This is a genomic window from Streptomyces sp. NPDC050560, from assembly GCF_044457285.1.
Lineage (GTDB): Bacteria > Actinomycetota > Actinomycetes > Streptomycetales > Streptomycetaceae > Streptomyces.
On record NZ_JBITGT010000010.1, the window covers coordinates 195,674 to 220,382 of the forward strand.

Genomic DNA, 24,709 nt, shown 5'->3' on the forward strand with positions numbered 1-24,709 from the left:
CGTCACCGCCCCCGGAACTCGGCGGGGCGGCGCTCGGCGAAGGCCCTGACGCCCTCGGCGAAGTCCTCGCTGTCCTGGAGCAGCCGCACCATGGCGTCCTCCAGGCGCAGCCCGGCGGCGGTGTCCATGTCCCCGGAGCGCAGTGCCAGCTCCTTGGTGGCCTGCACCGCCATCGGGGCGTTGCGGGCGATGCGGTGCGCCAGGCCGAGCGCGGTGGGCAGCACCTCGTCCACCGGGACGACCCGGTTCACCAGGCCCCAGCGCAGCGCGGTCGCCGCGTCGATCCGGTCGCCGGTGAGCAGCATCTCCATGGCGAGCGCGCGCGGCAGTTGCTGCGCGAGGCGCTGGGTGCCGCCGCAGCTCGCCAGGATGCCGTGGCCCACCTCGGGGGTGGCGAACGTGGCCTGCTCGCCCGCCACCCGCAGATCGGTGGAGAGCAGCAGCGTCAGACCGCCGCCGAGGCAGTAGCCGTTGACGGCGGCCACCACCGGCTTGAACAGGTCGAGGCCGCGGTCGGGGCGCAGCTCCACGCCCGGGTTCCACAGGTCGCGCAGCGGATGCGGGCGGGGCAGGAAGTCCTTGAGGTCGGCCCCGGCGCAGAACGCGCGCTCGCCCTCCCCGGTGAGTACGGCGGCCCGCAGCGCGTCGTCGTCGCGAATCTCGATCCACGCGTCCCGCAGCGCGTTCAGCGTGGGCATGTCCAGGGTGTTGTGGCGCTCGGGGCGGCGGATGGTCACGACGGCGACCTGTCCTTCGCGGTCGAGGGTGATGCTCATCGGTTGGCCTTTCGCTGGGCCGTGGTGTGTGCTGCCGCGGCCTTCGGCGGTGTGCGGTGCGGGGTGTCCGGTGTCTCAGCGTCCGCTGTCGTGGAAGCGTCCGGGGCGCTCGTCGTGCCCGGTGCGGGCGCGCAGTTCCGCCTTGCGTATCCGCTGGGTGTGGGTGCGCGGCAGATCGTCCACGATCTCGACGTAGCGCGGCACCATGAACCGGGGCAGCTCCGCGCGGGCGTAGGCGGCGATGTCCGCGGCGAGCCCACCGGGCACCGCGTCCGGGGCGTGCCCGGCGCGCGGCACCACGAACGCCTTGACGTCGTGCTCGCCCCACGGCGACGGCACCCCGATCACGGCCGCCTCCGCGACCGCCGGATGCCCCCCGAGGGCCGCCTCCACGTCGGTGGAGCAGATGTTCTCGCCGCGACGCCTGATGGCGTCGCCCGATCTGTCCACGAAGTAGACCCAGCCCTCGGCGTCGCGGCGGCAGCGGTCCCCGGTGTGGAACCAGAGGTTGCGGGTGGCGTCCGCGGTGACCTCGGGGGCGCCGAGGTAGCCCGCGGTGATCTCCCAGGGGGAGTCGGTGCGCACCAGCAGCTCGCCGGTCTCGCCGTCGGGCACCTCGTGGTCGTCCTCGTCGACGATGCGGATCTGCGCGCCGGGGCGCGCACGGCCGCAGCTCCCCTCGGGGCCGAGTTCCCAGCCGCTGACCACCGGGCAACTGACCTCGGTCATGTTGAACGCGGTGGTCAGCCGCACCCCGAAGCGGGCCGCGAACGCCGCGCGGTCGCGCGGGAAGGGGGCCACGAAGACGTTGCGGAGCGGGTTGTCCGCGTCGTCGGGGGCCTCGGGCACCGACTCCAGGTAGCGTGCCGCGCTGCCCGGCAGCAGCGTCGTCGTACAGCCGTGGGCGCGCACGTCCGGCCAGAAGCCCGAGGTGCTGAAGCCGTCCCTGGTGACGGCGCGGGCGCCGGTGAGGGCCGCCGCGTACACCGACAGCTTGCCGCTGACGTGGAACAGCGGCACCGGCACGTACCAGTGGTCGTCGGGGCCCGCCTCGTCGAGCGGGATGCACCAGAAGGCGGAGCGTTCGAGCTGCCGCCAGGGGATCATGACGCCCTTGGAGCGCCCCGTGGTGCCCGAGGTGTAGACGACGGTGGCGACGGTGTGCTCGCGCAGCTCCGGCTCGGGCGGCGGCGCGGTGTCCGCGGGCGCGGTGGTGGCGGGGCCCGGGGTGCCGTCCGGGCCGCCCGCGCCGGTGAGCACCGTCGGCAGCGCGGGCCCGGGGAGTTCGCCCGGTGCGAACCGCCCGGCCCAGCGGGGGTGCACGGCGGCCGCGGCGGGTGCCGCGTCCGCCACCACGCCCGCGAGGACCCGGCCGTGGTAGGCGGTGTTCAGCGGCACCTCCACCGCGCCCAGCCTGGCGACGGCCATCCACACCACCAGCGCCTCGGGCCCTGTCGGGAACATCGTCACGACCCGGTCGCCTGCACGCACCCCCGCGGTGTGCAGCGCGCCGCGCCACCGGCCGACCAGTTCCTCGAAGCGGGCGTAGGTGACCGGGCCCTCGGCGGTGTCCTGGACGAACACCGCCCCGGGGTCGGTCGCGGCACGCTCGCGCAGCAGTACGGGCAGCGGTACGGCCTCCGCGGTGTGGTCACCGGCGCGCGGTGCGGTCCCGGTCACGCGGTCACCTCCGGTGCCTGGTAGGGGGCGGCGGCGTCGGCCGCGTCGAGCAGCGCGTGGGCGGCGGGGGAGCGGTGCTCGTCCCACAGGTGCCCGACGAGCCCCGCGGCCCGCGCCACCAGCGCGATGCCCCGGCACACCTGCCAGGGGATGCCGACCCCGGTGAGCAGCACCGCGGACGCGCCGTCGACGTTCACCGGCAGCGTCCTGCCGACGACCCGCTCGGCGTGCCGCTGGAGCAGCAGGAACCGCTCGCGCGGTACGGGGTCGAGCCCGGCGGCGTCGGCGACCGCGAACAGCCGCGCGGTGCGCGGGTCGCCGCCGGTGTGCACGGGGTGGCCGAGCCCCGGCAGCCGCCCGCGCCGTGCGCGTGCCTCCTCGGCGAGGTGGCGCGCGTGCTCCTCGGGGTCGCCGTCGGCCGGCCACTCCTGGAGGAGCCTCGCGGCGCCGTCGAGCGCGCCGAGGAAGCGGTCGCCCGCGCCCAGCAGCCCTGCCGCGACCGCCCCCTGGAGCGCCCCGGGGGCGCCCAGGTCGGTGAGCCTCGCGGTGACCGCGGTGGCGGTCATGCCGTGCTCGGTGAGGGCGGTCAGCACCGCGTCGAGGGCGTCCCGGGCGCCGGGCTCGGGCAGCTCCCCGGTGATCTCCAGATGCAGCATGTCGGTGAGGGTGACGGAGCCGATGAGTTCACGGGCCAGGTCACGGCCCTTCACGGTGATGCCGTCGGGTGTGACGGCGGCCATCGTCTGGTGCGGCTGAGGCATTGCGGGTTCCTTCTGCGGGTGGGGTGGTGAAGGGGCGCGGCCCGGCTCACGTGCGCGCGGCGGGTTCCGGCGCGTCGGCCGCCGCCGCCCGGCTCCCGAGCTGGGTCCTTACCGACATCGACTCCCAGGCCGCCCGGTCGGGGCGCGAGCGCCCGAGCAGGGTGGCGAGACAGGCGATGAGGAACCCGGCGGGGATGGAGATGACGGCCGGGTAGTCCAGCTTGATCACGGCGTCGTCGTGCAGCCAGGTCGGCGAGAGCGCGATCACCACGATCGACACCAGCAGCCCGCCCAGCAGCCCCACGACCGCGCCGCGCGCGGTGAACCGCTTCCAGAACAGGGTCAGCAGGATCACCGGCAGGTTGGCGCTCGCGGCGACCAGGAAGGCGAGCCCCAGCAGGAAGGTGATGTTGCGGCCCGAGCCGATCGCGCAGGTGCCGAGGGTCGCGAGGACGCCCATGGCGACCGCGGTGATCCGGGCGACGGCGGGCTCCTGCCGGCGGGCCTTCGCGCTGCCCCGGTGCAGGCTGCCGGTCCACAGGTCGTGCGCCACCGCGCCGGAGGCGGACAGCAGCAGCCCGGAGACCACGGCGAGGATGGTGAGGAAGGCGACCCCGGAGATCACCGCGAGGCTGATGTCGCCCCAGGCGGCGCCCGCGCCGCCCGCCAGCTCCCGCGCCAGGATCGGGGCGACGAGGTTGCCGCCCGCGCCCGCGGCCTCCTTGGCGGCGGCCGAGTTGAGCAGCGCCCTGGCGCCGAAGCCGATCACCACGACCAGGCCGAAGAAGACGCCCATGACGCCGATGGCCCAGCCGAGCGAGCGGCGCGCGGTGTGCCCGTCGCGGACCGTGAAGAAGCGCACCAGGACGTGCGGGAGGCCCGCGGTGCCCAGCATGTAGACGAGGCCGTACGAGACGATGTCGGTGCGGTCGAGCGCGCCCTGGTGGGGCAGCAGCAGCCCGGGGCCGCGGATGGCGTCGCCCGCGGGGGTCCTGCCGGTGGCGGTGTGCAGCAGCCCGCCGAAGTCCCAGCCCGCGTGGGCGAGTACGGCGCCCGACACCACCAGCGCGGCGACCACCAGCAGCAGCGCCTTGACGATCATCACCCAGGTGGCGCCGAGCATCCCGCCCAGGGCCACGTACACCGTCATGAACAGCCCGGTGATCAGCACCGCGGTGGTGAACGAGAGCCCGGACAGGGCCTGCAACAGGGTTCCGGCGCCGACCAGTTGGGCGAAGAGGTAGAAGAACGACACCACGATGGTGTTCACCGCGGCGGAGCCGCGCACCCCCTCGCCCCTGAAGCGCAGCGACAGTACGTCGGCGAGGGTGTAGGCGCCGGAATTGCGCAGCCGCTCCGCGAGCAGGAACAGCACGGGCAGGAACGAGAACAGCGCCGCGAGCAGGATCAGCGTGCCGTCGAAGCCGGTGAGGAAGATCAGCCCCACGGTGCCGAGGAAGGTGCCCGCGGACATGAAGTCGCCCGCCACCGCGAGGCCGTTCTGCGGGGAGCCGATGCCGCGTCCGGCGGCCCAGAAGTCGCCCGCGGTACGGGTGCGGCGCCCGGCCCTGACGATGATGGCCAGCATGGCCACCACCAGGACGCCGAAGACACCGAGGGTCAGGCCGTGGTTCATGTGTCCGACCCCTCCGCCCGGTGCGCGCCGCCGCCGTCGCCTGCGGCGAGGCGCTCTGCCGCGTCGGCCGCGACCGCGTCCTGGAGCGGCACGATCCGCCGGGTGGTGACCCGGAGGTACACGGCCACCAGCGCGAACGCCACGGCGGTCAGCACCAGGTAGGCCAGCAGCCCGCTCGACCCCACCACCGAGAGCGGGGTGGAGAGAGAGCCGGGGCCGAGGGCGACCCAGAGGAAGAAGCCGAGGTAGACCGCCAGCGTGACACCCGTGAGCCACCAGGCGAGACGCCCGCGCTCCCGGCTGAGCCGCTGGAAGTCCTCGGAGGCGTACACGGCGTGTACCGCGTCCGTCTCGGGTGGCTCGTGCGGGGGCACGGCCGGGGCGCCGGATGCGCCGCCGTTGTCGAGGCTCATGGAAGTCCCGCCCTTCTGAAGCATCCTTGCTCCTGCGGTGTTCCGGATTATGGGATGTCATCCCGTCATCCGGTTTCACGACCGTAATGCGGCCGATCTGGGCCGTCAAGGGACCCGGGCAAGGTCCGTTTTTTCCCAGGTGAGCGAGGGAATGGCAGCCGAAGGGCAAGACATTCGCCGCAAAACACACCATTTTTCAAGGCCGCCGCGCCCGACACACGGTGTGGACATACGAGGGCCCACGGTGACGGGTGCGGTTTCGCGCCGCCGCGCGGGTTACGGGGGCGGGGCCCCGTCCTTGATCGTCCGGAGCCGGACGCGGAGTGCGGATGCCAGGCACGCGCGGACGCGGAGTACGGCGGATGCGGAGTGCGGATGCCCGTGACGCGCGGATGCCGGGCGCGCGCGGATTCCCGGCGCCACCGCGCCGGAGTGCCTTCAGGCTTCCGTCGGGCGCGGCAGGGGCCGTGGCGGCCAGGTGGCGAGGGGCGCGAGCCGCGGCCAGCGCGCGTCGGGGGCCGGGCGGGGGAGGAGCCAGGCGCACATCGCGGGTGCGAGCGCCCCGCATCGCTCGGGTGCGCAGTGGGTCGCACCGCGGACGGCCCGTGCGGTGGTGCCCGGCGGCCGGGCATACGCGACCCGCCGGTGCCCGGCATGTCGGGCACCGGCGGTCAGCAGCTCACCCCCGTGGGGCCGTGAAGCGGATTCTCCGTCCGGTCAGCGCACCCGCCCGCGTGGTTTGAGCGGTGTCGGCGGCATCTCGGGTGCCGGCAGCGCGGCCCCGTCGTACCCGGTCACCGCGCCGAACCGGGTGCCGTTCGTCCAGTCGTCCCTGGCCGTCTCGATCTCCTCCTGGGAACGGGCGACGAAGTTCCACCACATGATCAGCTCCTCCGCGAACGGCTCGCCGCCCAGCAGCATCACCGCGGCGTCCGACTCGGCGCGCAGGGGCAGTTCGGTGCGGCCCGAGCCCAGGTAGAGCATCGAACCAGGCAGCACCGGCACGTCGTCGACCCGTACCTCGCCCGCCATCGACAGCACGCCGTACTCGAAGTCCCGTACCAGCGGCAGGGCGGCCGTCGCCCCGGCCGCCAGGGCGAGGTCGGCGCCGACGATGGGGGTGTAGGCGGTGCCGGGGGAGGCGGCGCCGTCCAGGTCGCCCAGGATGACGGTGGCACTGAGTCCCGGCGCGGTGACCACGGGCAGCTCGGTGTGGAGTTCGAAGTGCGGCTCCGTATGGCGGTCGGAGTCGGGGAGGGCCACCCAGAGCTGTGCGCCGTGCAGGAAGCGGGCGTGGGAGCGCGGGCTCTCCTCGGAGTGGCTGATGGCGCGGCCCGAGGTCATCAGGCCGAGCTGCCGGGGGCGGATGGTGGCGAGGCTGCCGAGGGAGTCCCGGTGCAGCACCTCGCCCTCGTGCAGCCAGCTCACCGTCTGGAGCCCCATGTGCGGGTGCGGCGGCACCTGCATGCCCGGCTCGTCGGCGATGTCGTCGGGTCCGTAGTGGTCGACGAAGGCCCAGGCCCCGATCATGCGGCGTCCCAGGTTCGGCAGCAGTCTGCGCACCTCGGTGGCCTCGCCGAGCTGCACCTTCCGGGGGCTCAGCAGCTCGCGGACGGGCTCGGCGACGACGAATCCACGCCCGCCGCACAGGCTGGGGGAGGGCCGCTGGTCAAGGTTGCTCATGTCCCCAACGTAGCCCGGTGGCCGCGTCCGCGGTACGAACCCCGGCTGACCGGTCCGTACCGGGACGGTGCGGTCTGCGCGCGCGGAAGCGGACGCGGCCGCCGCGTGCGGGCACCAGGGTGACCGACAGCAGCCGTGCGGGCTCCGGGGGGCCGGCCGGTTCGGGGACGGCCGCGGCGAGGACCTCGGTCAGGACGGTCTCGATCTCCAACTGGGCGAGGGAGACACCGATACAGCGCCGGACGCCGCCGCCGAACGGGGTCAGCGCGTAGGGCGCGGGGACGGTGCCGAGATGGCGTTCCGGACGGAAGGCGTCGGGTGCCGGCCACAGTTCGGGGTCGACGTGGGTGAGGGGGAACAGCGCGGCCACGAAGGCGCCGCACGGGACGGGCCTGCCGCCGAGTTCGGTGTCGTGTGCCGCGGTGCGCATGGCGTTGTAGACCGCGGGGCGTATCCGGCCCGACTCCTTGACGACCGCCTTGAGCAGCCGGTCGGAGCCGCCGTCGAGGTCGGCGACCAGGTCGTCGCGGGCGCCCGGGTGGTGGGCGAGCAGGTGCAGGGTCCAGGCGATGGTGGTGGCCGTGGTCTCGTATCCGGCCAGGACGAGGCCGGTCAGCTCGTCGAGGAGCTGGGCGTCGTCGAGGCCCGCACCGTCCTCGTCGCGGGCGTCGAGCAGCAGCGACAGGACGTCGTCGCGGTGGGAGCGGTCGGGGGCGGCCCTGCGCGCGGCGATCTCGTCCCGCGTCAGGTCGCGTACGTGTGCGCGCAGCCGGTGGAAGCGGCCGCCGGGGGAGAGCGCTCCGAGGTCGCGGCGCAGCGGCGCGGGCAGGAAGAGCACGGCGATGTTGCCGGTGGCGACGAACGCGTTCAGGGCGTGCCGGAAGGCCGCGACCCTGGCCGGGTCCGCGAGGCCGAAGACGACCCTGAGGATGATGTCGAGGGTCAGCCGCTGCGCCCACGGCCGCACCGGCGCCCCGTCCCCGGACAGCAGGGCGGGCAGGCGGGCGCGTACGAGCCGCCTCACCCGCCGGGCCCAGGCGGCGATGCGGGTGCCGTGGAAGGGCGGGAGCAGGAGTCTGCGGTGCTGGAGGTGGCGGGGCGGCGGGGTGCAGATCAGGGAGCGGTGGCCGACGGCGGGGGCCAGGAGCGCGGCGGCGTCGCCTCCGGTGAAGCGGTCGTGGTCGGTCAGTACGGCGCGGTTGGTCGCAGCGTCGGCCGCGCAGACGAGGGCGCCGCGGTAGGGGAAGGCGCGCACCGAGAAGACCGGTCCGTGGCGCCGCCGCAGCGCGCGTGTGAAGCCCAGGGGGTCGAGGAGCATGCTGACGGTCTGCACGGGGCGCGGGGTGCGGGCGGCCGGGGGGAAGCGCCGGGGGTCCCAGGGCGGTTCCCTCGTGAACGCGTCGCTCATGGCCGGTTGTCCCTTCCGCGGGCGGTTCGGTGGGGCGGTTCAGGGGCCGGGCGGTGGCTGCCGCCAGGGGCCCGCGGGGTCGTCGTGGGCGGCGGCGTAGCGGTCGGTGGCGATGGGGGCCTGGAGGAGGGTGTCGGGGAGCGCGAACGCCTCGACGAGGGTGAGCGCGTGGGGTGCGAGGTCCGCGCCGACGCGGTCGGCGGCGGGGGTGAGCGCGTGCACGTCGGCGGCGGTGAGGCGGCCGTCCGCGAGCAGGAGTCCGGTGTGCGGTGCGAGGGCGCGCAGTGCGAACAGCCGGAAGACGCGGGTGAGCAGGTCCCGGGTGGCGTGGTGGCGCACGCGTTTGGCGGCGGTGAGGAACGCCTGTGCGGCCCGGCGGGTGGCGTGGGCGGCCACCAGGTCGAGGGCGGGGTTCGCCGCGTGGTTCCACTGGGCGAGCGGGCTCTCGCCCGGTCTGTCGAGGTGTGCGCGGGCCCGGCCCAGGCAGTCGAGTTCGCGGTGGACGAGGAGGTCGAGCAGGGCGGTGGGAGCGGTCGCGGTGCCGGTGCGCGGCCCGGGTGGCGACGGGGGTGTGTAGCCGCGCCCCGTGAGCATGTCGGCGGCGGCCCGCTGCCAGATGACGAGGTTGTCCCCCTCGGCGGTGATGGCGCCCTCGATGGCGGCGAGCAGGTCGACGACGCGGTTGGCGGAGAGCAGGCCTTGTGCGCCGCAGCGCTCCCTGCACTCCATGGCGATGTCCCTGGAGCGCCAGGTGATCCAGCCCTTGGCCGCCGCGACCAGCAGCCGCGCCGCGTCGGCGGCCGGTCCTGCCGCGTCGTGGTCGAGGGGGGCGCGGGTGGCCTCGCGGAGCAGGAAGGTGGCCGCGTAGGCGTCGGCCAGGGCGCCCAGGAGCCTGGTGTGGTGGCTGCGGTAGGCGAAGACCGGCACGTCGGGCCCGTGTCCTGGGGCCCGGGTGCGGCGCCTGTGGCCGTACCGCACGGCGATGGTGAGGCAGCAGCGGGCCCCGGCGAGGGTGGCGGCGCTGAGGCAGAGCTTGCCGGCGGTGACGCGCTGGATGGACGCCAGGAACCGGCCGCCCCTGCTGTCGACGGTGCTGTGGAAACCGCCCTCCGCGGTGATGTCCCCGTGGCCGCCGCCGAGCAGCGCGGTGCGCGGCAGCGTCACCTGGTCGAAGGAGGTCATGGCGTGGTCGACGGCGGAGCCCGGTGACTCGGAGAGCGGGCGTATCCGTACGCCGGGCGCGGGCCCCCGCTCGTCGCGCAGGGGCACAAGGAACAGGAAGACGCCCCGGTCCTCGCCGCCGACGAGGAGCCTGGCCGCGACGAGGCCGCTCTTGGCGCCTCCGGCGGGGCCGGTGTTGGGCATGAACTTCTGGGCGCGCGGCGAGGGGGTGTGCAGGACGATGCTGTCGCTGTCGTGGTGGTAGGTGGCGGTGGTTTCCAGCCGGGCGGCGTTGTTCCCGAAGCCGAGTTCGGTGATCAGCACGGCGCCGTAGCGGCTGAGCCGGGTGAACGGGGTGCGGTCGACGGTGCCCCGGGGATCGAGGCGGAGCAGGCTGCCGAGGAAGAGGTTGTAGTGGACGGTCGCGAGGGTGGTCAGGCTGCCGTCGACGACTCCCAGCCACTCGTGCAGCGACACAAGACGGGCGGTGTCGGCCACCAGGTCCTCGGGGGAGTCCACGTGGTCGTTGAGGGCGCGCAGGCGCGCGTAGGCGAGTCCCGAGCGCTCGGTGGCGGAGAGGCCGCCGCGGTAGCGGAAGATCTCACGGTCGAGAACGGCCGTCCAGGGGCGGTGCAGATCGTCGAACCGGCCGTCGAAGAGCACGTCGGTGAGTAAGGGCGCGCGCGGCCCTTCCTCGGCGCCGCCGGGGCCGTCGGACGGTGTGTGCGCTCCGGCGGCGGCGAGGGCGGGGGAATCCCGGTCGAGTGCGCCCATGTGTCACAGGGCGCCGAAGAGGAGACGGCTGGTGTTCCCGGTGTCGTCGCCGCGGTAGTACTCGGCGACGGCGGTCATCAACTGGTCCTCCGTCACCTGGCCGCTGTCGCCGGTCAGTCCGTCGAAGGTCCGGCCCGCCTCGGCCCCGGGGACGCCGATGGCGGCGAAGGCGGTGATGAAGTCGGTGCGTCCGACGACGCCGTCGTCGTCGCGGTCGGCGACGCGGAAGCCGGTCCTGTAGAGCGGGGCGATCAGCGTGTCGAAGTCGCTGCTGACCTGGTGGAGGGCGCCGAGGAACTCCTCCTTGTCGATCACCCCGTCGTCGTTGCGGTCGGCGGTGTCGTAGAGCGAGCGCCAGTAGTTGTCCATCTCGGCGCTGTAGCGGCCGCCCTTTTCCGTGCCCTTCTCGTCGAAGGCTTCGAGGACGCGGTCGGCCATGAGCGTGAAGTCGTCGGCGGCGATGACACCGTCGCCGTTGATGTCCAGCAAGGAGAAAAGCTTTTCGTACTTCTGGTCCAGCAGTACGCCCATTTTGCCCTCCAGTGCTGATGTGTCCCCCGAGACGGATTTGAGAGTACCGTCGAGCGATCGGGTGAATCCAGCGGGCATATAACGCTCTTTCGAGTGAAAGCCCGGTGCGTTTATCGCATAAATCAGGACCGCTTTTCCCGGGTGTTCCGAGGCCGGGGAAAACCCGGAAATCGACCCCCGATCCGGCCTCCTGACGCGCGGTCACCGCCCGGCGTCCGGAAATGGCGCGTTTTAAGTCAGTCGCTTGACGCGTGTTGAGGCGGAGGCGTTCACTGATCAACAGGCACCGGAACGGGACGCTCCGCTGCCCCCGCGGCCACCGACGGCCGCGATCGCGCCGCAGACCGGAGGGAGTCGGCCGTGAGCCCCGAGCACACCGAGGTCACCACCGCCCACGAGGGCGGTACACCGGACCCCGGCTACCCCTTCCCGCTGCCGACCGCGCTCGACGCGCCCCCGGCGTGGGAGCGGCTGCGCGGCGGCTGCCCCGTGGCGCCCGTGCGCTTTCCCAGCGGCGACGGCGCGCTGCTGCTGACCCGGTACGACGACGTGAAGCGGGTGCTCGCCGACCCCCGCGCCACCCGCGACATGGCGGCCGACGACGCCGCGCGGATCACGGCCACCGAGACCGGCGGCGTCTTCAACGACTCCATGGCCACCTCGCTCGCCGCGGCGGGGCACCTCCGCTGGCGCCGCATGCTGAACCGCTGGTTCACCGCCAAGCGCGTGGCCGCGCTGCGGCCCGGCATGGAGACCATGGCGGAACGCCTGGTGGACGCCATGCTCGCGGACGGCGCCCCCGCCGACCTGAAGGCACGCGTGGGCTTCCCGCTGCCGGTGTGGGTGATCTGCGACCTCCTCGGGGTGCCCGAGGCCGACCGGGACCGCTTCGCCCACTGGTCGGACATGATGCTGAACCTCGACCGGTACCGGCAGGAGCAGATCGAGGCGGGCGGCGCCGAGTTCCGCGCCTACATGGCCGCACACATCGACGCCAAGCGCGACGCCCCAGGGGACGACCTGCTCGGCTCCCTGCTCACCGCGGCCGACCCCGACGGCGCGGTCCTGACGGACGATCAGCTCATCGCCACCGGGCAGGCGTTGCTCATCGCAGGACACGAGACCACCGCCAACATGATCGGCAAGATGATGGCGATGCTGCTGGCCGAGCCCGCCCGATGGCGCCGCGTCACCGCGGACCCGACGCCCGCGCTGGTGCGCACCACCGTCGAGGAGATCCTCAGGTACGACGCCAACGCCGGTTTCGGCATGCCCCGTTACCTCACCGAGGACATCGAGGTCGGCGGCGCCGTACTGCCCCGCGGTGCCACCGTGGTGTGCAGCATGGCCGCGGCCAACCGCGACGACGCCGCCTTCGAGGACGCCTCGGCGCTCCGCCTCGACCGCACCCCCAACCCCCACCTGACGTTCGGCGTCGGCCCGCACTCCTGCCTCGGCCAGTCCCTGGCCCGCACCGAACTCGCCACCGTCCTCACCGTCCTCGCGCGCCGTCTGCCGTCGCTCGCCCTCGCGGTGCCCGCGGACGAACTGCGCCCCGTCGAGGGACTGCTCGTAGGAGGTCTGCGTGAGTTGCCCGTACGGTGGTAGGCGTGCAGGCCAAGACGAACCGGGCGGCCGAGACCCGCCGAGCGATCCTCACCGTGGCGGAGCGGATGTTCGCGGAACACGGTGTGTTCGCCGTGTCCAACCGCCAGATCAGCGAGGCGGCGGGCCAGGGCAACAACGCCGCCGTCGGCTACCACTTCGGCACCAAGACCGACCTGCTGCTCGCCATCGTGCGCGAGCACGGGGAGCGGGTGCGCGGACTGCGCGAGGAGATGCTGGACCGGGTCGGCGACTGCGACGACCCACGGCACTGGCTGGCCTGCCTGGTCCGCCCGGCCACCCTCCACCTCGCCGAACTCACCCCGCCCACCTGGTACGCCCGCTTCTGCGCCCAGCTCATGACCGACCCGGTGCTGCGGCGGCTCGTCGCCGACGAGACGTTCGGCCCCTCCACGGAGCGCACCGTCAGCGGCCTCAACCGCTGCCTGCCCGCGCTGCCGCCCCCGGTACGGCTCGAACGCGCCGACATGACCCGTCTCATGCTCGTCCACATGCTCGCCGAGCGGGAGCGCGCACTCGCCGACGGGCTGCCCACCGCACGGCCCGACTGGGAGTCGTTCACCGGCGGCCTCATCGACGCCCTCATCGGCCTCTGGTTCGCCCCCGTCGTCACCGGCCCCTGAACCCCCGCCACCCCGCACCCACACCCCCGCCCGCGGCGCACCGCCGCGGCCCCAGGGCCCGCCCGCACACCGGGCGCGAGCCCCCGCAGGCGAGCCCGGACACCCGGGCGGCCCGAGGAACACCCGCGAAGACCCGAGGAGAAACGGATGAACGTCACCGTGGACCAGGACCGGTGCTGCGGCGCAGGCACCTGCGTGCTGACGGCGCCCGACGTCTTCGACCAGCGCGACGAGGACGGCGTGGTCGTCCTCCTCGACGCCGCCCCCGGCACACCGCTGCACCCCGCGGTCCGCGAGGCCGCCCAGGTGTGCCCGGCCGCCGCCATCGCGGTGAGCCCCGCGTGAGCGCCACGGACCGCGTCCTGGTGGTGGGCGCGTCCGCGGCCGGACTCGCCACCGCGGAGGCGCTGCGCCGCCTCGGCCACCGTGGCCCGCTCACCCTCTGCGGCGCCGAGCCCCACCTCCCGTACGACCGCCCCCCGCTGTCCAAACAGGTACTCGCCGGCGACTGGGAGCCCGGCCGCGCCCGGCTGCGGCCCCCCGACACCCTCGCCGCCCTCGACGCCGGGTTACGCCTCGGCGACCCCGCCGTCGCACTCGACACCGCGGCCCGCACCGTGCACACCGCGAGCGGCGCACGGCTCACCGCCGACGCGGTCGTCCTCGCCACCGGCGCCGCCGCCCGCCCCCTGCCGGGGCCCACCCCCGCCGGAGTACACACCCTGCGCACCCTCGACGACGCCCTCGCGCTGCGTGCCGCGCTGCTCGCCGGGCGGCGGCTCGTCGTCGTCGGCGACGGGGTGCTCGGCTGCGAGATCGCCGCCACCGCGCGCGGCATGGGACTGCACGTCACCCTCGCGGGCATGGGCCCCGCGCCCATGGCGGACCGGTTCGGCCCCGTCGCCGCCCGGTACCTGGCCGACCTGCACCGACGCGGCGGAGTCCACCTGGAGCCCGGCGTGAGCGTCGCAGGCACCACCGAGACCCGCGGACGCGTCAGCGGGGTACGGCTCGCCGACGGGCGGGTGCTGCCCGCCGACGTCGTCGCCGTCGCCATCGGCGCCGTGCCGGGCACCGGCTGGCTCACCGGCAGCGGCCTCGACACCGCCGACGGCGTCGGCTGCGACACCCACTGCCGCGCCGCCGACGGCATCTGGGCGGTCGGCGACGTCGCCCGCTTCCCGCACCCGGAGCACGGCACCCCGCTGCGCCTGGAGAACCGCACCAACGCCACGGAACAGGCGCTGCACGTCGCACGCGCCGTCCTCGGCGACACGAGGCCCTACCGCCCGCTGCCGTACTTCTGGACCGACCAGTTCGGCGTCCGCGTGCAGCTCTACGGCACACCCGGGCCGCTGGACGCGACCGAGGTCGTCGAGGGCGACCCGGCGGCCGGACGCTTCGTCGCCCTGTACCGGGCGGGCGCCGCCGTCACCGGTGTCCTCGGCTGGCGCATGCCGAAACAGGCAAGACGCCACGCCCAGGCGCTCATCGCCCCGGCGGGAAGACCCGCCGCCGCGCCCTCCTGAGCCGTACCGGCTCTCCCCCACCACGCTGCCGTACGGGGTGCCGCCCCGTGCGCGGTCCCGGCTGCCCGCAGCCCCGGCCGCACCCGCCCGGCACCCGAGCCCACCCCCCGAAAGGCAGGACGACACCACCATGACCGAGACCCTCGGCATCCACGGGCCCGAGACGGCCCCCGCCTTCCCGATGAAGCGCGCGAGCGGCTGCCCGTTCGACCCGCCGCCCGAGCTGACGGAGCAGCAGCGGCGCGGCCCCCTCACCCGGGTCGACATCGGCGAAGGCCGTATCGCCTGGCTCATCACCGGCTACGAGGACCAGCGGAAACTGCTCTCCGACCCCCGCGTCAGCGCCGACTTCACCAAACCCGGCTACCCCAGCCCGGTCAAGCGCACCAGCCAGACGAGTTCGGTCGGGTTCATCCTCATGGACGACCCGGAGCACGCCAGGCAGCGCCGCATGGTCACCGCCCCGTTCGCGGTCAAACGCATAGCGGCGATGAGGCCGCGGGTCCAGGAGATCGTGGACGGCCTCATCGACGAACTCCTCGCGGGACCGCGCCCCGTGGACCTGGTGCAGGCGTTCGCGCTGCCGGTGCCCTCGCTGGTGATCTGCGAACTCCTCGGCGTCCCCTACGCGGACCACGACTTCTTCCAGGCCAACAGCAAGGTCGTCATCAACCGCGAGACCTCGGCCGACGAGCGCGACGCGGCGTTCGCCCGCCTCGGCGACTACCTGCGCGACCTGGTCGGCGAGAAGCAGCGCGCCCCGGGCGACGACCTGCTCAGCGAGCTGGCCGAGCGGGTGGACGCGGGCAGCCTCACCCGTGAAGAGGCGGCGGGCATCGGCGTCCTGCTGCTCATCGCCGGCCACGAGACCACCGCCAATATGATCGCGCTCGGCACCCTCGCCCTGCTCGAACACCCCGACCAGCTCGCGGCGTTGCGCGACAGCGACGACCCCGCGCTGGTCTCGTCCGCCGTCGAGGAGCTGCTGCGCTACCTCAGCATCGTGCACAGCGGGCGGCGCAGGGCGGCGGTCGAGGACATCGAGTTCGCCGGGCAGACCATCAGGGCGGGCGACGGCCTGATCTTCCCCACCGACATCGGCAACCGCGACCCGTCCGTCTTCTCCGAGCCCGACACCCTCGATGTCACCCGCGACGCCCGCCGCCACGTCGCGTTCGGCTTCGGCGTCCACCAGTGCCTCGGCCAGACCCTGGCCCGCATGGAACTCCAGGTCGTCTACAGCACGCTGTACCGGCGCATCCCCGCCCTGCGCCTCGCGGCGTCCGTCGAGGACATCCCGTTCAAGCACGACGGCGCCGTGTACGGGGTGTACGAGCTGCCGGTGACCTGGTGAGCGCGGCCGCCGACCGCGCCGCAACCCCCCTCATCCACGGAGCGTGACATGAAGGTCCATCTCGATCAGGACAAGTGCGTGGCGTCGGGGCAGTGTGTGATGGCCGCCCCCGACGTGTTCGACCAGCGCGACGAGGACGGTGTCGCCGTGCTCCTCACCCCCCTGCCGGCGCCGGACACGGAGGACGACGTCCGCCAGGCCGTCGCCGTCTGTCCCGCCCTGGCCCTGCGGGTGACGGACTGAGCACAACGGGCGCCCGCCGGACAGGAGTTGCCCGGCGGGCGCCCGGAAGCGGGCCCCTGGCCGCCGTCGCGGCTCAGGTGCAGGCGAACCGGTTGAACGGCACCTCGTAGCTGGCGTGCGGGTGCCGCTCGGGCGCGCCGTGGTGGCCGCCCGCCGTCGCCCGCGCGGTCACGGTGGCGGTGCCGGTCTCCGTGGTGGGCAGCCCGGAGGGGAACGACGCCGAGACCTCGCGGCCCGGGCGGACGCCGGTGAAGGTCCGCTCGCCGTACGGGGTACGCAGCGTGAGGGAGGCACGGTACGGCGACGCGTTGCGGGCACGCACCGAGACCCGCGTCCCGCCCCTCACACACGCGGTGAGCGCGCTCGAACGCACCGCCACCGCGCCCGGCGGCCGCTCGTGTCCGGGGAGCACCGTCACCGTGAACGCCTTCGCCGGGGCGACGTTGCCCGCGGCGTCGGTCGAGCGGTACTCGACGCGGTGGGTGCCGTAACCGGGCAGCCGCTCGGCGAACGGCGAGGTGGAGAGCCCCCCGGTGCCGAGGTTGCCGTAGATCAGGTCGTCGACGTTTGTCCCCTTCGGGGTGAACAGGAACGGCTTCGCACTGTCGGTGGGCCAGCCGAAGTAGTGGAACCACCCGTCGCCGTCGACCCTGAACTCGGAGGTGAGGGCGCCGGGTTGGTCGTCGTGGGCGGCGAGCGCCAGGCTGAAGGAGCCCCTGACGGTGTAGTGCGGCGTCCCGTCGGCGTTCCGTGACTTCTCCACCGGCCGGGACACCGTGTAACCGGTGGTCGCCGCCGTGTTGTCGACCGTCCACCGCCGGGTCTCGGGAGCCGCCTTCCGGTCGCGCGGATCGCTGACGGCGGCCTCGACGGTGTGCGTGCCCCGGGAGAGCAGGAGGGAGCCGAGGGCGAGTGAGGTGGTGTGGCCGACGACGCGGTGGTCGAGGCGCCAGGTGATGCCGAGGGCGTGGTCGCGCGGATGGCCGGGGTCCACCCACAGCACGTCGGTGGCGCCCACGGGGGCTTCGCCGGGGGTCGCGAGCGTGATGCGCGGGCCGGGCCGCGCGCCGCCGGGGCCGCGCGACGCCCCGACGGTCCACTCCCGCACGGCGGTCATCCTGTCGCTGTCGCGCAGCGCCGGGTCCCGGACGAAGCCGGTGTCGTCGACGACCTTCACCCGCACCGTGTCGCCGGGGCGCGCGTGCAGCTCGCGCAGGCCGACGCTGCGGGCGCCGCGGGCGGCGCGCACCTCGCTGCCGTCGACGCTCCAGGAGACGTCCAGCTCGTGGTCGACCGGGTGCACGGTGTCGACCCACAACTCGTTGTCCCCGCCCACCGGCCGGTCCACCGGGGTGGAGTCCTCGACCAGGTCGACGGCGCCGGAGAGCCCGGCGGTCATCTGCTCCCTGCTCACCTGGTCCATGGAGTAGCCGAGGGTCTTCATCATGGAGTGCTGACTGGGCCGCCAGACGCCCTCGGTGTAGTACATGCCGCCCTCGAAGCGGCCGATGGTGCCGCCCGACTCGCTGCGCTCCCCGAGCCAGCGCCACCACTTGGCGTGCCGGTCGCGCATCTGGTCCTCGGTCAGCAGCGTGTGGTGGACCGAGTCCGGCTCGCCGCCGGTGTACGTGCCGCTGCTCTCGCCGCGCGAATAGTAGTCGTACTCGTCCTGGAGGCCACCGAAGGAGTGGCCGAGTTCATGCGGGGCGATCAGCGCGGACAGGGAGTTGCCGCCGGTCGCGGTGGCGTACGAGCCGCCCGCGCCGCCGTAGGTGTCGCTGTTGGCGAGGGCGAGGACCTGGTCGGCCCGCGGCGCGAGCGCGGCGTACTTCTGCGCGGCGTCGTCGTCCATCACCAGCAGCCGCTGGATGCCGGAGTCGGAGCAGCCGCTCCACAGCTTCATGCCGAGCGGGGTGTCGCGCCGCGGGGAGTCCACGTCGGGGTCGCAACTGATCCCCGACTCCTCGGACGGTGTCTCCACCACGTACACGTTGATGTAGTTCCGGTAGCTCTTGTACGGCTGGAGGCCCCACAGCACGTTGAGCTGCCGGTCGACCTGGTCGAGGAACGTCGGCATCTCGGCGGCCGTGTAGCCGTCGCCGAGCACCACGAGGTTCCAGCGGTTCGCGGGGTCGCCCGTGACCTGGACCGGGACCACCTTCGCGTCGTCGGCGGCCGTGGCGCCCTTCCGTCCTGTCCCGGCGGACCCGTCGAGTGCCGGCGCCCCCGGCGCCCCCGCCAGCAGGGCGACGGCCAGCGCCGTCGTGACAAGCGATGCCAGCAACCGTCTCACCAGGAACACCCCTCGACTCGTGCCGCGGCCCGCCGGGCACACCGCCGTCGGCGGGCCCCGGGCGTAAGTGAAGTGACGCGGAATCACTCATGTGATCGATTCAAGCTAGAGGGTGTGCCCGGGCCTGACAAGGCGCGTCCGCGGCCACCGACGGTCACGGGGCCGGGCCCCCACCGCCACGGGGCCGCGGGCTCCCGGCCGCCGGGCGCCCCCGGTCAGCCGGGCAGTTCGCCCCCGGTGGCCTTGAGCCGTACGCCCGTCGCCCCGATCTCCCGGGCGCCCGCCATCAGCGCGGCGAGCGTACGCGCCGCTGCGGCGTGCCCGAGCCCGTGCGGCGGCCGGATGTTGGAGACGCAGTTGCGCGCCGAGTCGGGCACCGGTGGCCTGGGCGACCAGGTGAGGTAGGCGCCCAGGCTGTCGGCGCTCGACAGCCCAGGGCGCTCGCCCAGCAGCACAAGCACCATCCGCGCGCCGAGCGCCCGCGCCACATGGTCGCCGAGCGCCACCCTGGCCTGGGTGGCGATGACCGGGGGCCCCACCGTGGTGCCCGCGGGCAGCGCCGCGAGCAACTGCCGCAGCACGGCGAGAGCGTGGCGGTGCACCGCGGTCGCCGAGAGCCCGTCGGCCAGCACCACCATCAGGTCGACGGGCCCGTCGGGCGCGGGCAGCACGGTGTCCTCGGCGAGCCGCCTGCCCAGGTCGGGGCGGGTCAGATAGGTGGCGCGGTCGGGCGCGGCCGACGCCACCCGCACCGGCGCGGGCAGCCCCCGACCGGCGGCCACCTCCGCGGCGGCGGCGAGCAACGCCTCGGCGTCCAGCGGGAGATGGACCGCGTCGCGGGCGAGCGCGTGCGCCGCGTCCGCTTCGAGCACCGCGCGCGTGGGCACCCCGTTGCCCGCCCGCCCGAGGCCGATCCTGGCGGGCGTCGCCCGGCGCAACGGCTCCCAGAAGCCCCCACCCGAAGCACCCGAGGCACCGGACACGCCCGAGACACCTGACGTATCCGAGGCACCTGACGCACCCGGGGCCGCCCCGCCGCCTCCCGCGCTCCCGGCGCTCATGCCGCGCCTCCCGTGATCGCGCGCAGGGGCGAGGACGCGGGATCGACCTCGGCCACCCCGCCCTGCGCGTCCAGCAGCCCCACCCGCGCCAGCCACTCCTCGAACTCCGGCGCGGGGCGCTTCCCGAGCACCTTGCGCACGTACAGGGCGTCGTGGAACGACGTCGACTGGTACCCCAGCATCACGTCGTCCGCGCCGGGCACCGCGATCACGAAGGTGCAGCCGGCCACCCCGAGCAGCGTCAGCAGGGTGTCCATGTCGTCCTGGTCGGCCTCGGCGTGGTTGGTGTAGCAGACGTCCACGCCCATCGGCACCCCGAGCAGCTTGCCGCAGAAGTGGTCCTCAAGACCGGCCCGCACGATCTGCTTCCCGTCGTACAGGTACTCGGGCCCGATGAACCCCACCACCGTGTTGACGAGCAGCGGGTCGAAGGCGCGCGCCACACCGTACGCACGCGCCTCCAGGGTCTGCTGGTCGACGGGGCGCCCGCCGGTGCCGAGGTGCCCGCCCGCGGAGAGCGCGGAGCCCTGCCCCGTCTCGAAGTACATGACGTTGCCCCCGACGGTGCCGCGGCCCAGGCCCTCGGCGGCCGACCTGGCCTCCGCGAGCACCGGGAGCGCCACGCCGAAGCCCGCGTTCGCGGCCTGGGTGCCCGCGATCGACTGGAACACCAGGTCGACGGGCTCGCCCCGGGCGATCAGGTCGAGCGTGGTGGTGACATGGGTGAGCACACACGACTGCACCGGGATCGCGTAGCGCTCCCTGACCTCGTCGAGCAGCCGCAGCAGCCGCGCCACCGTGCGCGGGTCGTCCGAGGCCGGGTTGACGCCGATGACCGCGTCGCCCGAGCCGAGCAGCAGCCCGTCGAGTACGGCGGCGGCCACCCCCTCGTGGTCGTCGGTGGGGTGGTTGGGTTGCAGCCGGGTGGCCAGGGTGCCGGGCAGCCCCAGCGTCGTACGGAACGCCGTGGTGACCCGGGCCGCGGCGGCGACCGCGATCAGGTCCTGGTTGCGCATCAGCTTCGAGACCGCCGCGGCCATCTCGGGGGTGAGCCCCGGCGCGAGCGCGGCAAGCGCCGCGGCGGCGCCGGGGCGCGCGGCGAGGTCGAGCAGCCACTCCCGGAAGCCGCCGACCGTGAGGTGTGAGACGGGCGCGAACGCGTCGGCCCGATGCCCGTCGAGGATCAGCCGGGTCACGTCGTCGGACTCGTACGGCACCGGCGGCTCGTCGAGGAAGGCGGCGAGCGGCACGTCGGCCAGCACCCATCGGGCCGCCGCGCGCTCGGCGCCGCTCAGCGCCGCGCACCCGGCGAGTACGTCGCCCGAGCGGTGCGGCGTGGCCTTCGCCAGCACCTCGACGAGCCCGTCGAACTCATACGTGTGCCCGTGCAGGGCCTGCTTGTGGCGCACGACTCCTCCTCGCTGCCCGTCCCGCACCGACGCGGGACGTCGATGTTTCCACGGGAGGCGCGCGAACGCCCGCGCGACACCGGGCCACCGGCGCCCGCGGGCGCGCCGGGCTCAGCGCCGCGGCAGGGAGCGCAACTGCTCGGCGAGCGGCCCGAGGCCCACGTCGGCCCTGCGCTCGTCGACGGTCTCGGGGGATCTGATCTCGTACGGGCGCATGGTGCCGGGGTTGATCCGGGTGCCGTAGAACTGCGGCTGGCCCAGCTCCACCGCGCAGTGGTCCGCGATGAAGGCGTGGTGCACCGCGGGGCAGAGCCCGTCCGCCGCCGCGTCGGCGACCAGGTCGCGGCAGCGGACCTGGAAGCCCAGGTCGCCCGCGTGCAGCAGGATCATCAGCGCCGCGGTGGAGGCGGGCTCGCCGACCAGCGCCGCGGTGGGCCAGCCGTACTCGGCGACCGCGGCCTTCAGCGCCGTGCCGTTGTCGCCGCGGCAGCGCTCGATCATCCGGCGCACCCCGGCGGGCACCGGGCCCGGCTGGTGGGCGCCGAGCGTCAGCACCCGGTCCTCCTCCGCCCGCCGCAGCAGCTCCGCGGCGAGGGAGGCGGGCGGCCGCCTGCCGGCGTCGGGACGCGTCATGGCGTCGGTGCCCGCTGCCGTGCTCACAGGCGGTCCTTCGCGCTCAGCGAGAACCACACCTTCTTGCCGACGGAGCCGGGGTCGGGCGGCGCGGTCCCCCAACTGTCGGCGAGCGCCGAGACGATGGCCAGGCCGCGGCCGGACTCCGCGCCCTCGTCGGCGTCCCGGGAGCGCGGCAGCACGGGGGACGGGTCGGCCACCGACACCCGCAGCTCATGGCAGCAGAACTCGACGGTGACCATGATGAGGACGGGGCGCCCGCGCCCCGCGTGCCGCACCGCGTTGGCGAACAGCTCGTCGGTGGCGAGGACCGCGGCGTCCAGCAGGTCGGGCGCCCCCCACTGCCGCAGCCGGTCCGCGACCAGCCGCCGTACGCGGGACGCCTGGGAGGGATGGGCGGGGACCGCGCTGTGTACCGTGCGCGGCCTGCTGACCGGGATCAAGAATGCCCCGCCGTTCCGCCTGGCAGGGCGGCGCGTGGCCGCCGCCTGGCTCCCGTCCCGGCGCCGGCCGGGGCCCCAGGCCGCCGGTGGCGGGGCGTTCTTGCAGCCGTCATGGATGATCCTTCGGGTGGCATGGTGGGGGAGCGGAACCGGTGAGGGTCCCGACCGAAGCCAACACCTGAGACCCGGAGCGCTGCCAGGGGGTGTTCGGGTTGTCCGGTTGCTGAGGCGTAGTGGTTGGGGGGCGCGAGGCGCCTGGCGATGTGTTTCGATGACCGGGTGGACACCAGCGAGCGGCCGTCCGGCGACCCGCGGGGCCCGGCGCGCCTGCCAGGACTGGCGGGAAGACGCGTCCTGGTCACCGGCGGCAGTCGCGGGCTCGGCGAACAGATCGTACGACTCCTGCTGGCCACGGGCGCCCGGGTGGCGACCTGCGCCCGCGGCGCCGAGGGCCTCGGGGCGCTGGCGGCGAGCCTCGGCGCGGGGGAGCGGGCGCGGCTGCACACGGAGGCGCTCGACGTCACGGAGCCCGGCCGCCTCGAAGCGTTCGTGCACGGTATGAAGAAACGTTTTGATGGTGTTGACGGCGTAGTGGCGTGTGTGGGAGGAGCCCGCGGCGGGGACCTCGGCGCCTCCACCCCCGAGGACTGGGCCGCCACCTGGGACCTCAACGTCGGGCACACCACCCGGCTGGTGCGCGCCGCGGTGCCGCACCTGCGGGCCGCGGGCGGCGGCTCGGTCGTGGTGGTCGCGTCCATCTCCGGCTGGAAGCCGGGACCCGGCGCCCAGTACGGCGCCGCCAAGTCCGCCCAGATCCATCTGACCGCCTCCCTGGCTCGTGAACTGGGTCCCGACCACATCCGGGTGAACGCCGTCTCGCCCGGCTCGATGCTGGTCCCGGGCCGTCGCTGGGACCGGATGCGCCGCGAGGACCCGGCCGCCTTCGCGGCGTTCCTCGCGGCCGAGCTGCCGGGCGGCGCGCTGGTCACACCGCTCGAAGTGGCCAGGGTGGTCGTGTTCCTGCTGTCCGACTGGGCGAGCGGGGTCTCCGGCGCCCATCTGCCCGTCGACCGGGCGCAGAACGCGCCCGCCCCCGACGGCTACTGACCGCTCGGCGCGCATCAGGCCGCCGCCCCGAGCACCGGCCGCGCCGCGCGCACGAACTCCTGCACCGAGGGCTCGGCGCGCCGCGGCGTGAGCCGCGCCCTGAAGTCCCTGAGCGCCTGCACCGACCGCTCGCTGTGTACGGAGCCCAGCGCTTCGAGCGCCTCGGTGGCGGTGCCCACGGCCTCGTCCAGCCTGTTCTGCTGGAGCTGCGCGGTGGCGAGCACCGAGCGGCTGATGGCCTGCCGCCGACGGCGCCCCGCGTTGGCCCGCACCGACTCGGCCGCGGTGCGCTCCGCCTGCTCGCCGAGGCCCAGGTCGCGGAAGCAGGCCGCGGCCTCCGCCTGAAGGTAGTGGTGGTCGAGGAAGCGCACCCACGGCGACTCCTGCGCGGGCCCCGGGCTGCGCTCCCACTCCCGCTCGGCCGCGCTCAGCGCGCGTGTCGTCTCCGGCTGGTGCCCCAGGGCGGCGTGCCCGCGTGCCGCCATCGCGTACAGCCGCATCAGACCGAGCGGGCTGCCCGAGCCGCGCGCCGTCGCGATGCCGACCCGGGCCAGCGCCACCCCCTCGTCGGGGCGGCCGAGCCCGGTGGCGAGGTGGGAGAGCCCGGCGAGTATCTGCCCCCCGAGCACCCGGTCGTGGCCCTCCGCGCACAACCGCAGACCCTGGATCATGTACCGCTGCGCGAGGCCGTACTCGCCGGTGTCGTACGAACTCCATCCCGCCATCGCGGCCAGCCGCGCCGCCGCCGCGAACAACTGCCGCTGCTGCCCCGCGGGCATGCCGCGGCGCTGGAGCATCGGGACGACCTCGGTCGACAGGTAGTGGACGATGCTGGTGCGCACACCGCCGCCGCCGAAGCTGTTGTCCATCTGCTCGAACATGCCGATCATCGCGCGCACCTGCTCGACCGGGCCGCCGTCGGTGACCGCGGTCAGGACGGCGCCGCCCGCCTGCTCCTGGTCGGTGCGCTCGTGCAGCCAGAGCAGCCACTCGCGCTGGGGCACCGCGAGCGCCGCGGCGACGAAGGGCACCGAGCCGAGCAGGGTGCGCCGGGAGATGTCGGTGGAGCCGAGTTCTGCCAGGGTGTGCAAGGTCTCCGCCACATCCTCGCGGTAGGCGAGTGCCCGGCCCACGACCGGGCGCTGCTGGTCGGAAAGGAAGCCGAGGTCGGCCGGTGTGACGGCGCGCCCGAGCCGGTCCGACAGCACCGCCGCGATCAACTCGGGTGTGGTGCCCCGGGGTTGCTGGCCCTGGAGCCAGCGGGTCACGGACGCCTTGTCGTAGTGCGGCTCCGCGCCCTGCCGGCGCCCCAGCTCGTTGACCCGGTGGGCGAGTGACGCGTAGGAGCACCCGGCGTCTCTGAGAGCCGCCGCCAGCGCGGTGTTGGGCGCCACCGCGCCCTTCGCCGGTCGCGTGGTCCGTCCGTTGGTCGCCGTGGTCATCCAGATATCGCCCTCGTGGTCGTACGCGGCCGGGTCCTCCGGGCCCCGGCCCGCCTCCGGTTGCCGCTGCGCCGACCCCCGAACTCGGCGGTGTGCCAACGGGCCCCCGGGGAGCGTGCGTTG

The 24,709-nt window shown here is 74.4% G+C and carries 22 protein-coding genes; 7 read left to right on the forward strand and 15 right to left on the reverse strand.

The genetic code is table 11. The features are described from left to right. Positions 1 to 2: 2 nt before the first annotated feature. The 9 genes from ACIBIW_RS23925 to ACIBIW_RS23965 form a co-directional block, all read right to left on the reverse strand. On the reverse strand, positions 3 to 776 hold the full coding sequence (locus ACIBIW_RS23925) for an enoyl-CoA hydratase/isomerase family protein (protein WP_399339034.1): 774 nt from the start codon (positions 774 to 776) through the stop codon (positions 3 to 5). Between the two features lie 75 nt (positions 777 to 851). After that, on the reverse strand, positions 852 to 2,456 hold the full coding sequence (locus ACIBIW_RS23930; protein WP_399339035.1) for an AMP-binding protein: 1,605 nt from the start codon (positions 2,454 to 2,456) through the stop codon (positions 852 to 854). Continuing rightward, positions 2,453 to 3,217 (reverse strand): citryl-CoA lyase, encoded by a 765-nt coding sequence (locus ACIBIW_RS23935; protein WP_399339036.1) that lies wholly within the window; start codon positions 3,215 to 3,217, stop codon positions 2,453 to 2,455. The genes ACIBIW_RS23930 and ACIBIW_RS23935 overlap by 4 nt, the downstream gene beginning before the upstream one ends. Positions 3,218 to 3,263: 46 nt before the next feature. After that, on the reverse strand, positions 3,264 to 4,853 hold the full coding sequence (locus ACIBIW_RS23940) for a cation acetate symporter (protein WP_399339037.1): 1,590 nt from the start codon (positions 4,851 to 4,853) through the stop codon (positions 3,264 to 3,266). Next, the gene (locus ACIBIW_RS23945) at positions 4,850 to 5,266 is read right to left on the reverse strand and encodes a DUF485 domain-containing protein (RefSeq protein WP_399339038.1); all 417 of its coding nucleotides are present in this window, start codon (positions 5,264 to 5,266) and stop codon (positions 4,850 to 4,852) included. The genes ACIBIW_RS23940 and ACIBIW_RS23945 overlap by 4 nt, the downstream gene beginning before the upstream one ends. A 717-nt stretch (positions 5,267 to 5,983) precedes the next feature. Then, positions 5,984 to 6,949 (reverse strand): pirin family protein, encoded by a 966-nt coding sequence (locus ACIBIW_RS23950; protein ID WP_399339039.1) that lies wholly within the window; start codon positions 6,947 to 6,949, stop codon positions 5,984 to 5,986. Then, positions 6,936 to 8,357 (reverse strand): cytochrome P450, encoded by a 1,422-nt coding sequence (locus ACIBIW_RS23955; RefSeq protein ID WP_399339040.1) that lies wholly within the window; start codon positions 8,355 to 8,357, stop codon positions 6,936 to 6,938. Before ACIBIW_RS23955 ends, ACIBIW_RS23950 begins: the two co-directional genes overlap by 14 nt. 39 nt (positions 8,358 to 8,396) lie before the next feature. After that, a complete protein-coding gene (locus tag ACIBIW_RS23960) occupies positions 8,397 to 10,292 on the reverse strand; it encodes an acyl-CoA dehydrogenase (RefSeq protein WP_399339041.1) in 1,896 nt (631 codons plus the stop codon). Positions 10,293 to 10,295: 3 nt separating this feature from the next. Further along, positions 10,296 to 10,823, reverse strand: a complete 528-nt coding sequence (locus ACIBIW_RS23965) for an EF-hand domain-containing protein (protein ID WP_399339042.1) — start codon at positions 10,821 to 10,823, stop codon at positions 10,296 to 10,298. A 360-nt stretch (positions 10,824 to 11,183) separates the two neighbouring features. On the opposite strand from ACIBIW_RS23965, the gene ACIBIW_RS23970 reads away from it, so the two are divergent. From ACIBIW_RS23970 to ACIBIW_RS23995, 6 genes are all read left to right on the forward strand, one after another. Further along, a complete protein-coding gene (locus ACIBIW_RS23970) occupies positions 11,184 to 12,431 on the forward strand; it encodes a cytochrome P450 (RefSeq protein WP_399339043.1) in 1,248 nt (415 codons plus the stop codon). A 2-nt stretch (positions 12,432 to 12,433) separates the two neighbouring features. Beyond that, positions 12,434 to 13,072 (forward strand): TetR/AcrR family transcriptional regulator, encoded by a 639-nt coding sequence (locus ACIBIW_RS23975; RefSeq protein WP_399339044.1) that lies wholly within the window; start codon positions 12,434 to 12,436, stop codon positions 13,070 to 13,072. Between the two features lie 147 nt (positions 13,073 to 13,219). Then, a complete protein-coding gene (locus ACIBIW_RS23980) occupies positions 13,220 to 13,417 on the forward strand; it encodes a ferredoxin (RefSeq protein WP_399339045.1) in 198 nt (65 codons plus the stop codon). Then, entirely contained in the window at positions 13,414 to 14,601 is a 1,188-nt protein-coding gene (locus ACIBIW_RS23985; RefSeq protein WP_399339046.1) for an NAD(P)/FAD-dependent oxidoreductase, read from the forward strand. The genes ACIBIW_RS23980 and ACIBIW_RS23985 overlap by 4 nt, the downstream gene beginning before the upstream one ends. A gap of 130 nt (positions 14,602 to 14,731) precedes the next feature. Then, positions 14,732 to 15,955 carry a cytochrome P450 gene (locus ACIBIW_RS23990; protein ID WP_399339047.1) on the forward strand — a complete coding sequence of 408 codons (1,224 nt, stop codon included), beginning with the start codon at positions 14,732 to 14,734 and terminating at the stop codon, positions 15,953 to 15,955. Between the two features lie 48 nt (positions 15,956 to 16,003). Continuing rightward, entirely contained in the window at positions 16,004 to 16,198 is a 195-nt protein-coding gene (locus ACIBIW_RS23995) for a ferredoxin (protein ID WP_399339048.1), read from the forward strand. A 73-nt stretch (positions 16,199 to 16,271) separates the two neighbouring features. On the opposite strand, the gene ACIBIW_RS24000 is transcribed toward ACIBIW_RS23995, so the two are convergent. The 5 genes from ACIBIW_RS24000 to ACIBIW_RS24020 all read right to left on the reverse strand — a co-directional run bounded on the left by ACIBIW_RS24000 (position 16,272) and on the right by ACIBIW_RS24020 (position 22,037). Then, the gene (locus ACIBIW_RS24000; protein ID WP_399339049.1) at positions 16,272 to 18,482 is read right to left on the reverse strand and encodes a M64 family metallopeptidase; all 2,211 of its coding nucleotides are present in this window, start codon (positions 18,480 to 18,482) and stop codon (positions 16,272 to 16,274) included. A 224-nt stretch (positions 18,483 to 18,706) separates the two neighbouring features. Then, positions 18,707 to 19,474: an ethanolamine ammonia-lyase subunit EutC gene (eutC, locus tag ACIBIW_RS24005; protein ID WP_399339050.1), complete on the reverse strand. Its 768-nt coding sequence runs from the start codon at positions 19,472 to 19,474 to the stop codon at positions 18,707 to 18,709. A 74-nt stretch (positions 19,475 to 19,548) separates the two neighbouring features. Then, positions 19,549 to 20,961: an ethanolamine ammonia-lyase subunit EutB gene (locus tag ACIBIW_RS24010; protein WP_399339051.1), complete on the reverse strand. Its 1,413-nt coding sequence runs from the start codon at positions 20,959 to 20,961 to the stop codon at positions 19,549 to 19,551. 111 nt (positions 20,962 to 21,072) lie between these two features. Further along, positions 21,073 to 21,594 carry a DUF6624 domain-containing protein gene (locus ACIBIW_RS24015; protein WP_399339208.1) on the reverse strand — a complete coding sequence of 174 codons (522 nt, stop codon included), beginning with the start codon at positions 21,592 to 21,594 and terminating at the stop codon, positions 21,073 to 21,075. Positions 21,595 to 21,617: 23 nt separating this feature from the next. Continuing rightward, a complete protein-coding gene (locus ACIBIW_RS24020; RefSeq protein WP_399339052.1) occupies positions 21,618 to 22,037 on the reverse strand; it encodes an ATP-binding protein in 420 nt (139 codons plus the stop codon). Positions 22,038 to 22,316: 279 nt separating this feature from the next. Here ACIBIW_RS24020 and ACIBIW_RS24025 point away from each other — a divergent pair, with 279 nt between their 5' ends. Beyond that, positions 22,317 to 23,144, forward strand: a complete 828-nt coding sequence (locus tag ACIBIW_RS24025) for an SDR family NAD(P)-dependent oxidoreductase (protein ID WP_399339053.1) — start codon at positions 22,317 to 22,319, stop codon at positions 23,142 to 23,144. A gap of 14 nt (positions 23,145 to 23,158) precedes the next feature. Here the strand turns inward: ACIBIW_RS24025 and ACIBIW_RS24030 are convergent, their stop codons facing one another. Continuing rightward, positions 23,159 to 24,586: a hypothetical protein gene (locus ACIBIW_RS24030; RefSeq protein ID WP_399339054.1), complete on the reverse strand. Its 1,428-nt coding sequence runs from the start codon at positions 24,584 to 24,586 to the stop codon at positions 23,159 to 23,161. Between the last annotated feature and the right edge of the window lie 123 nt (positions 24,587 to 24,709).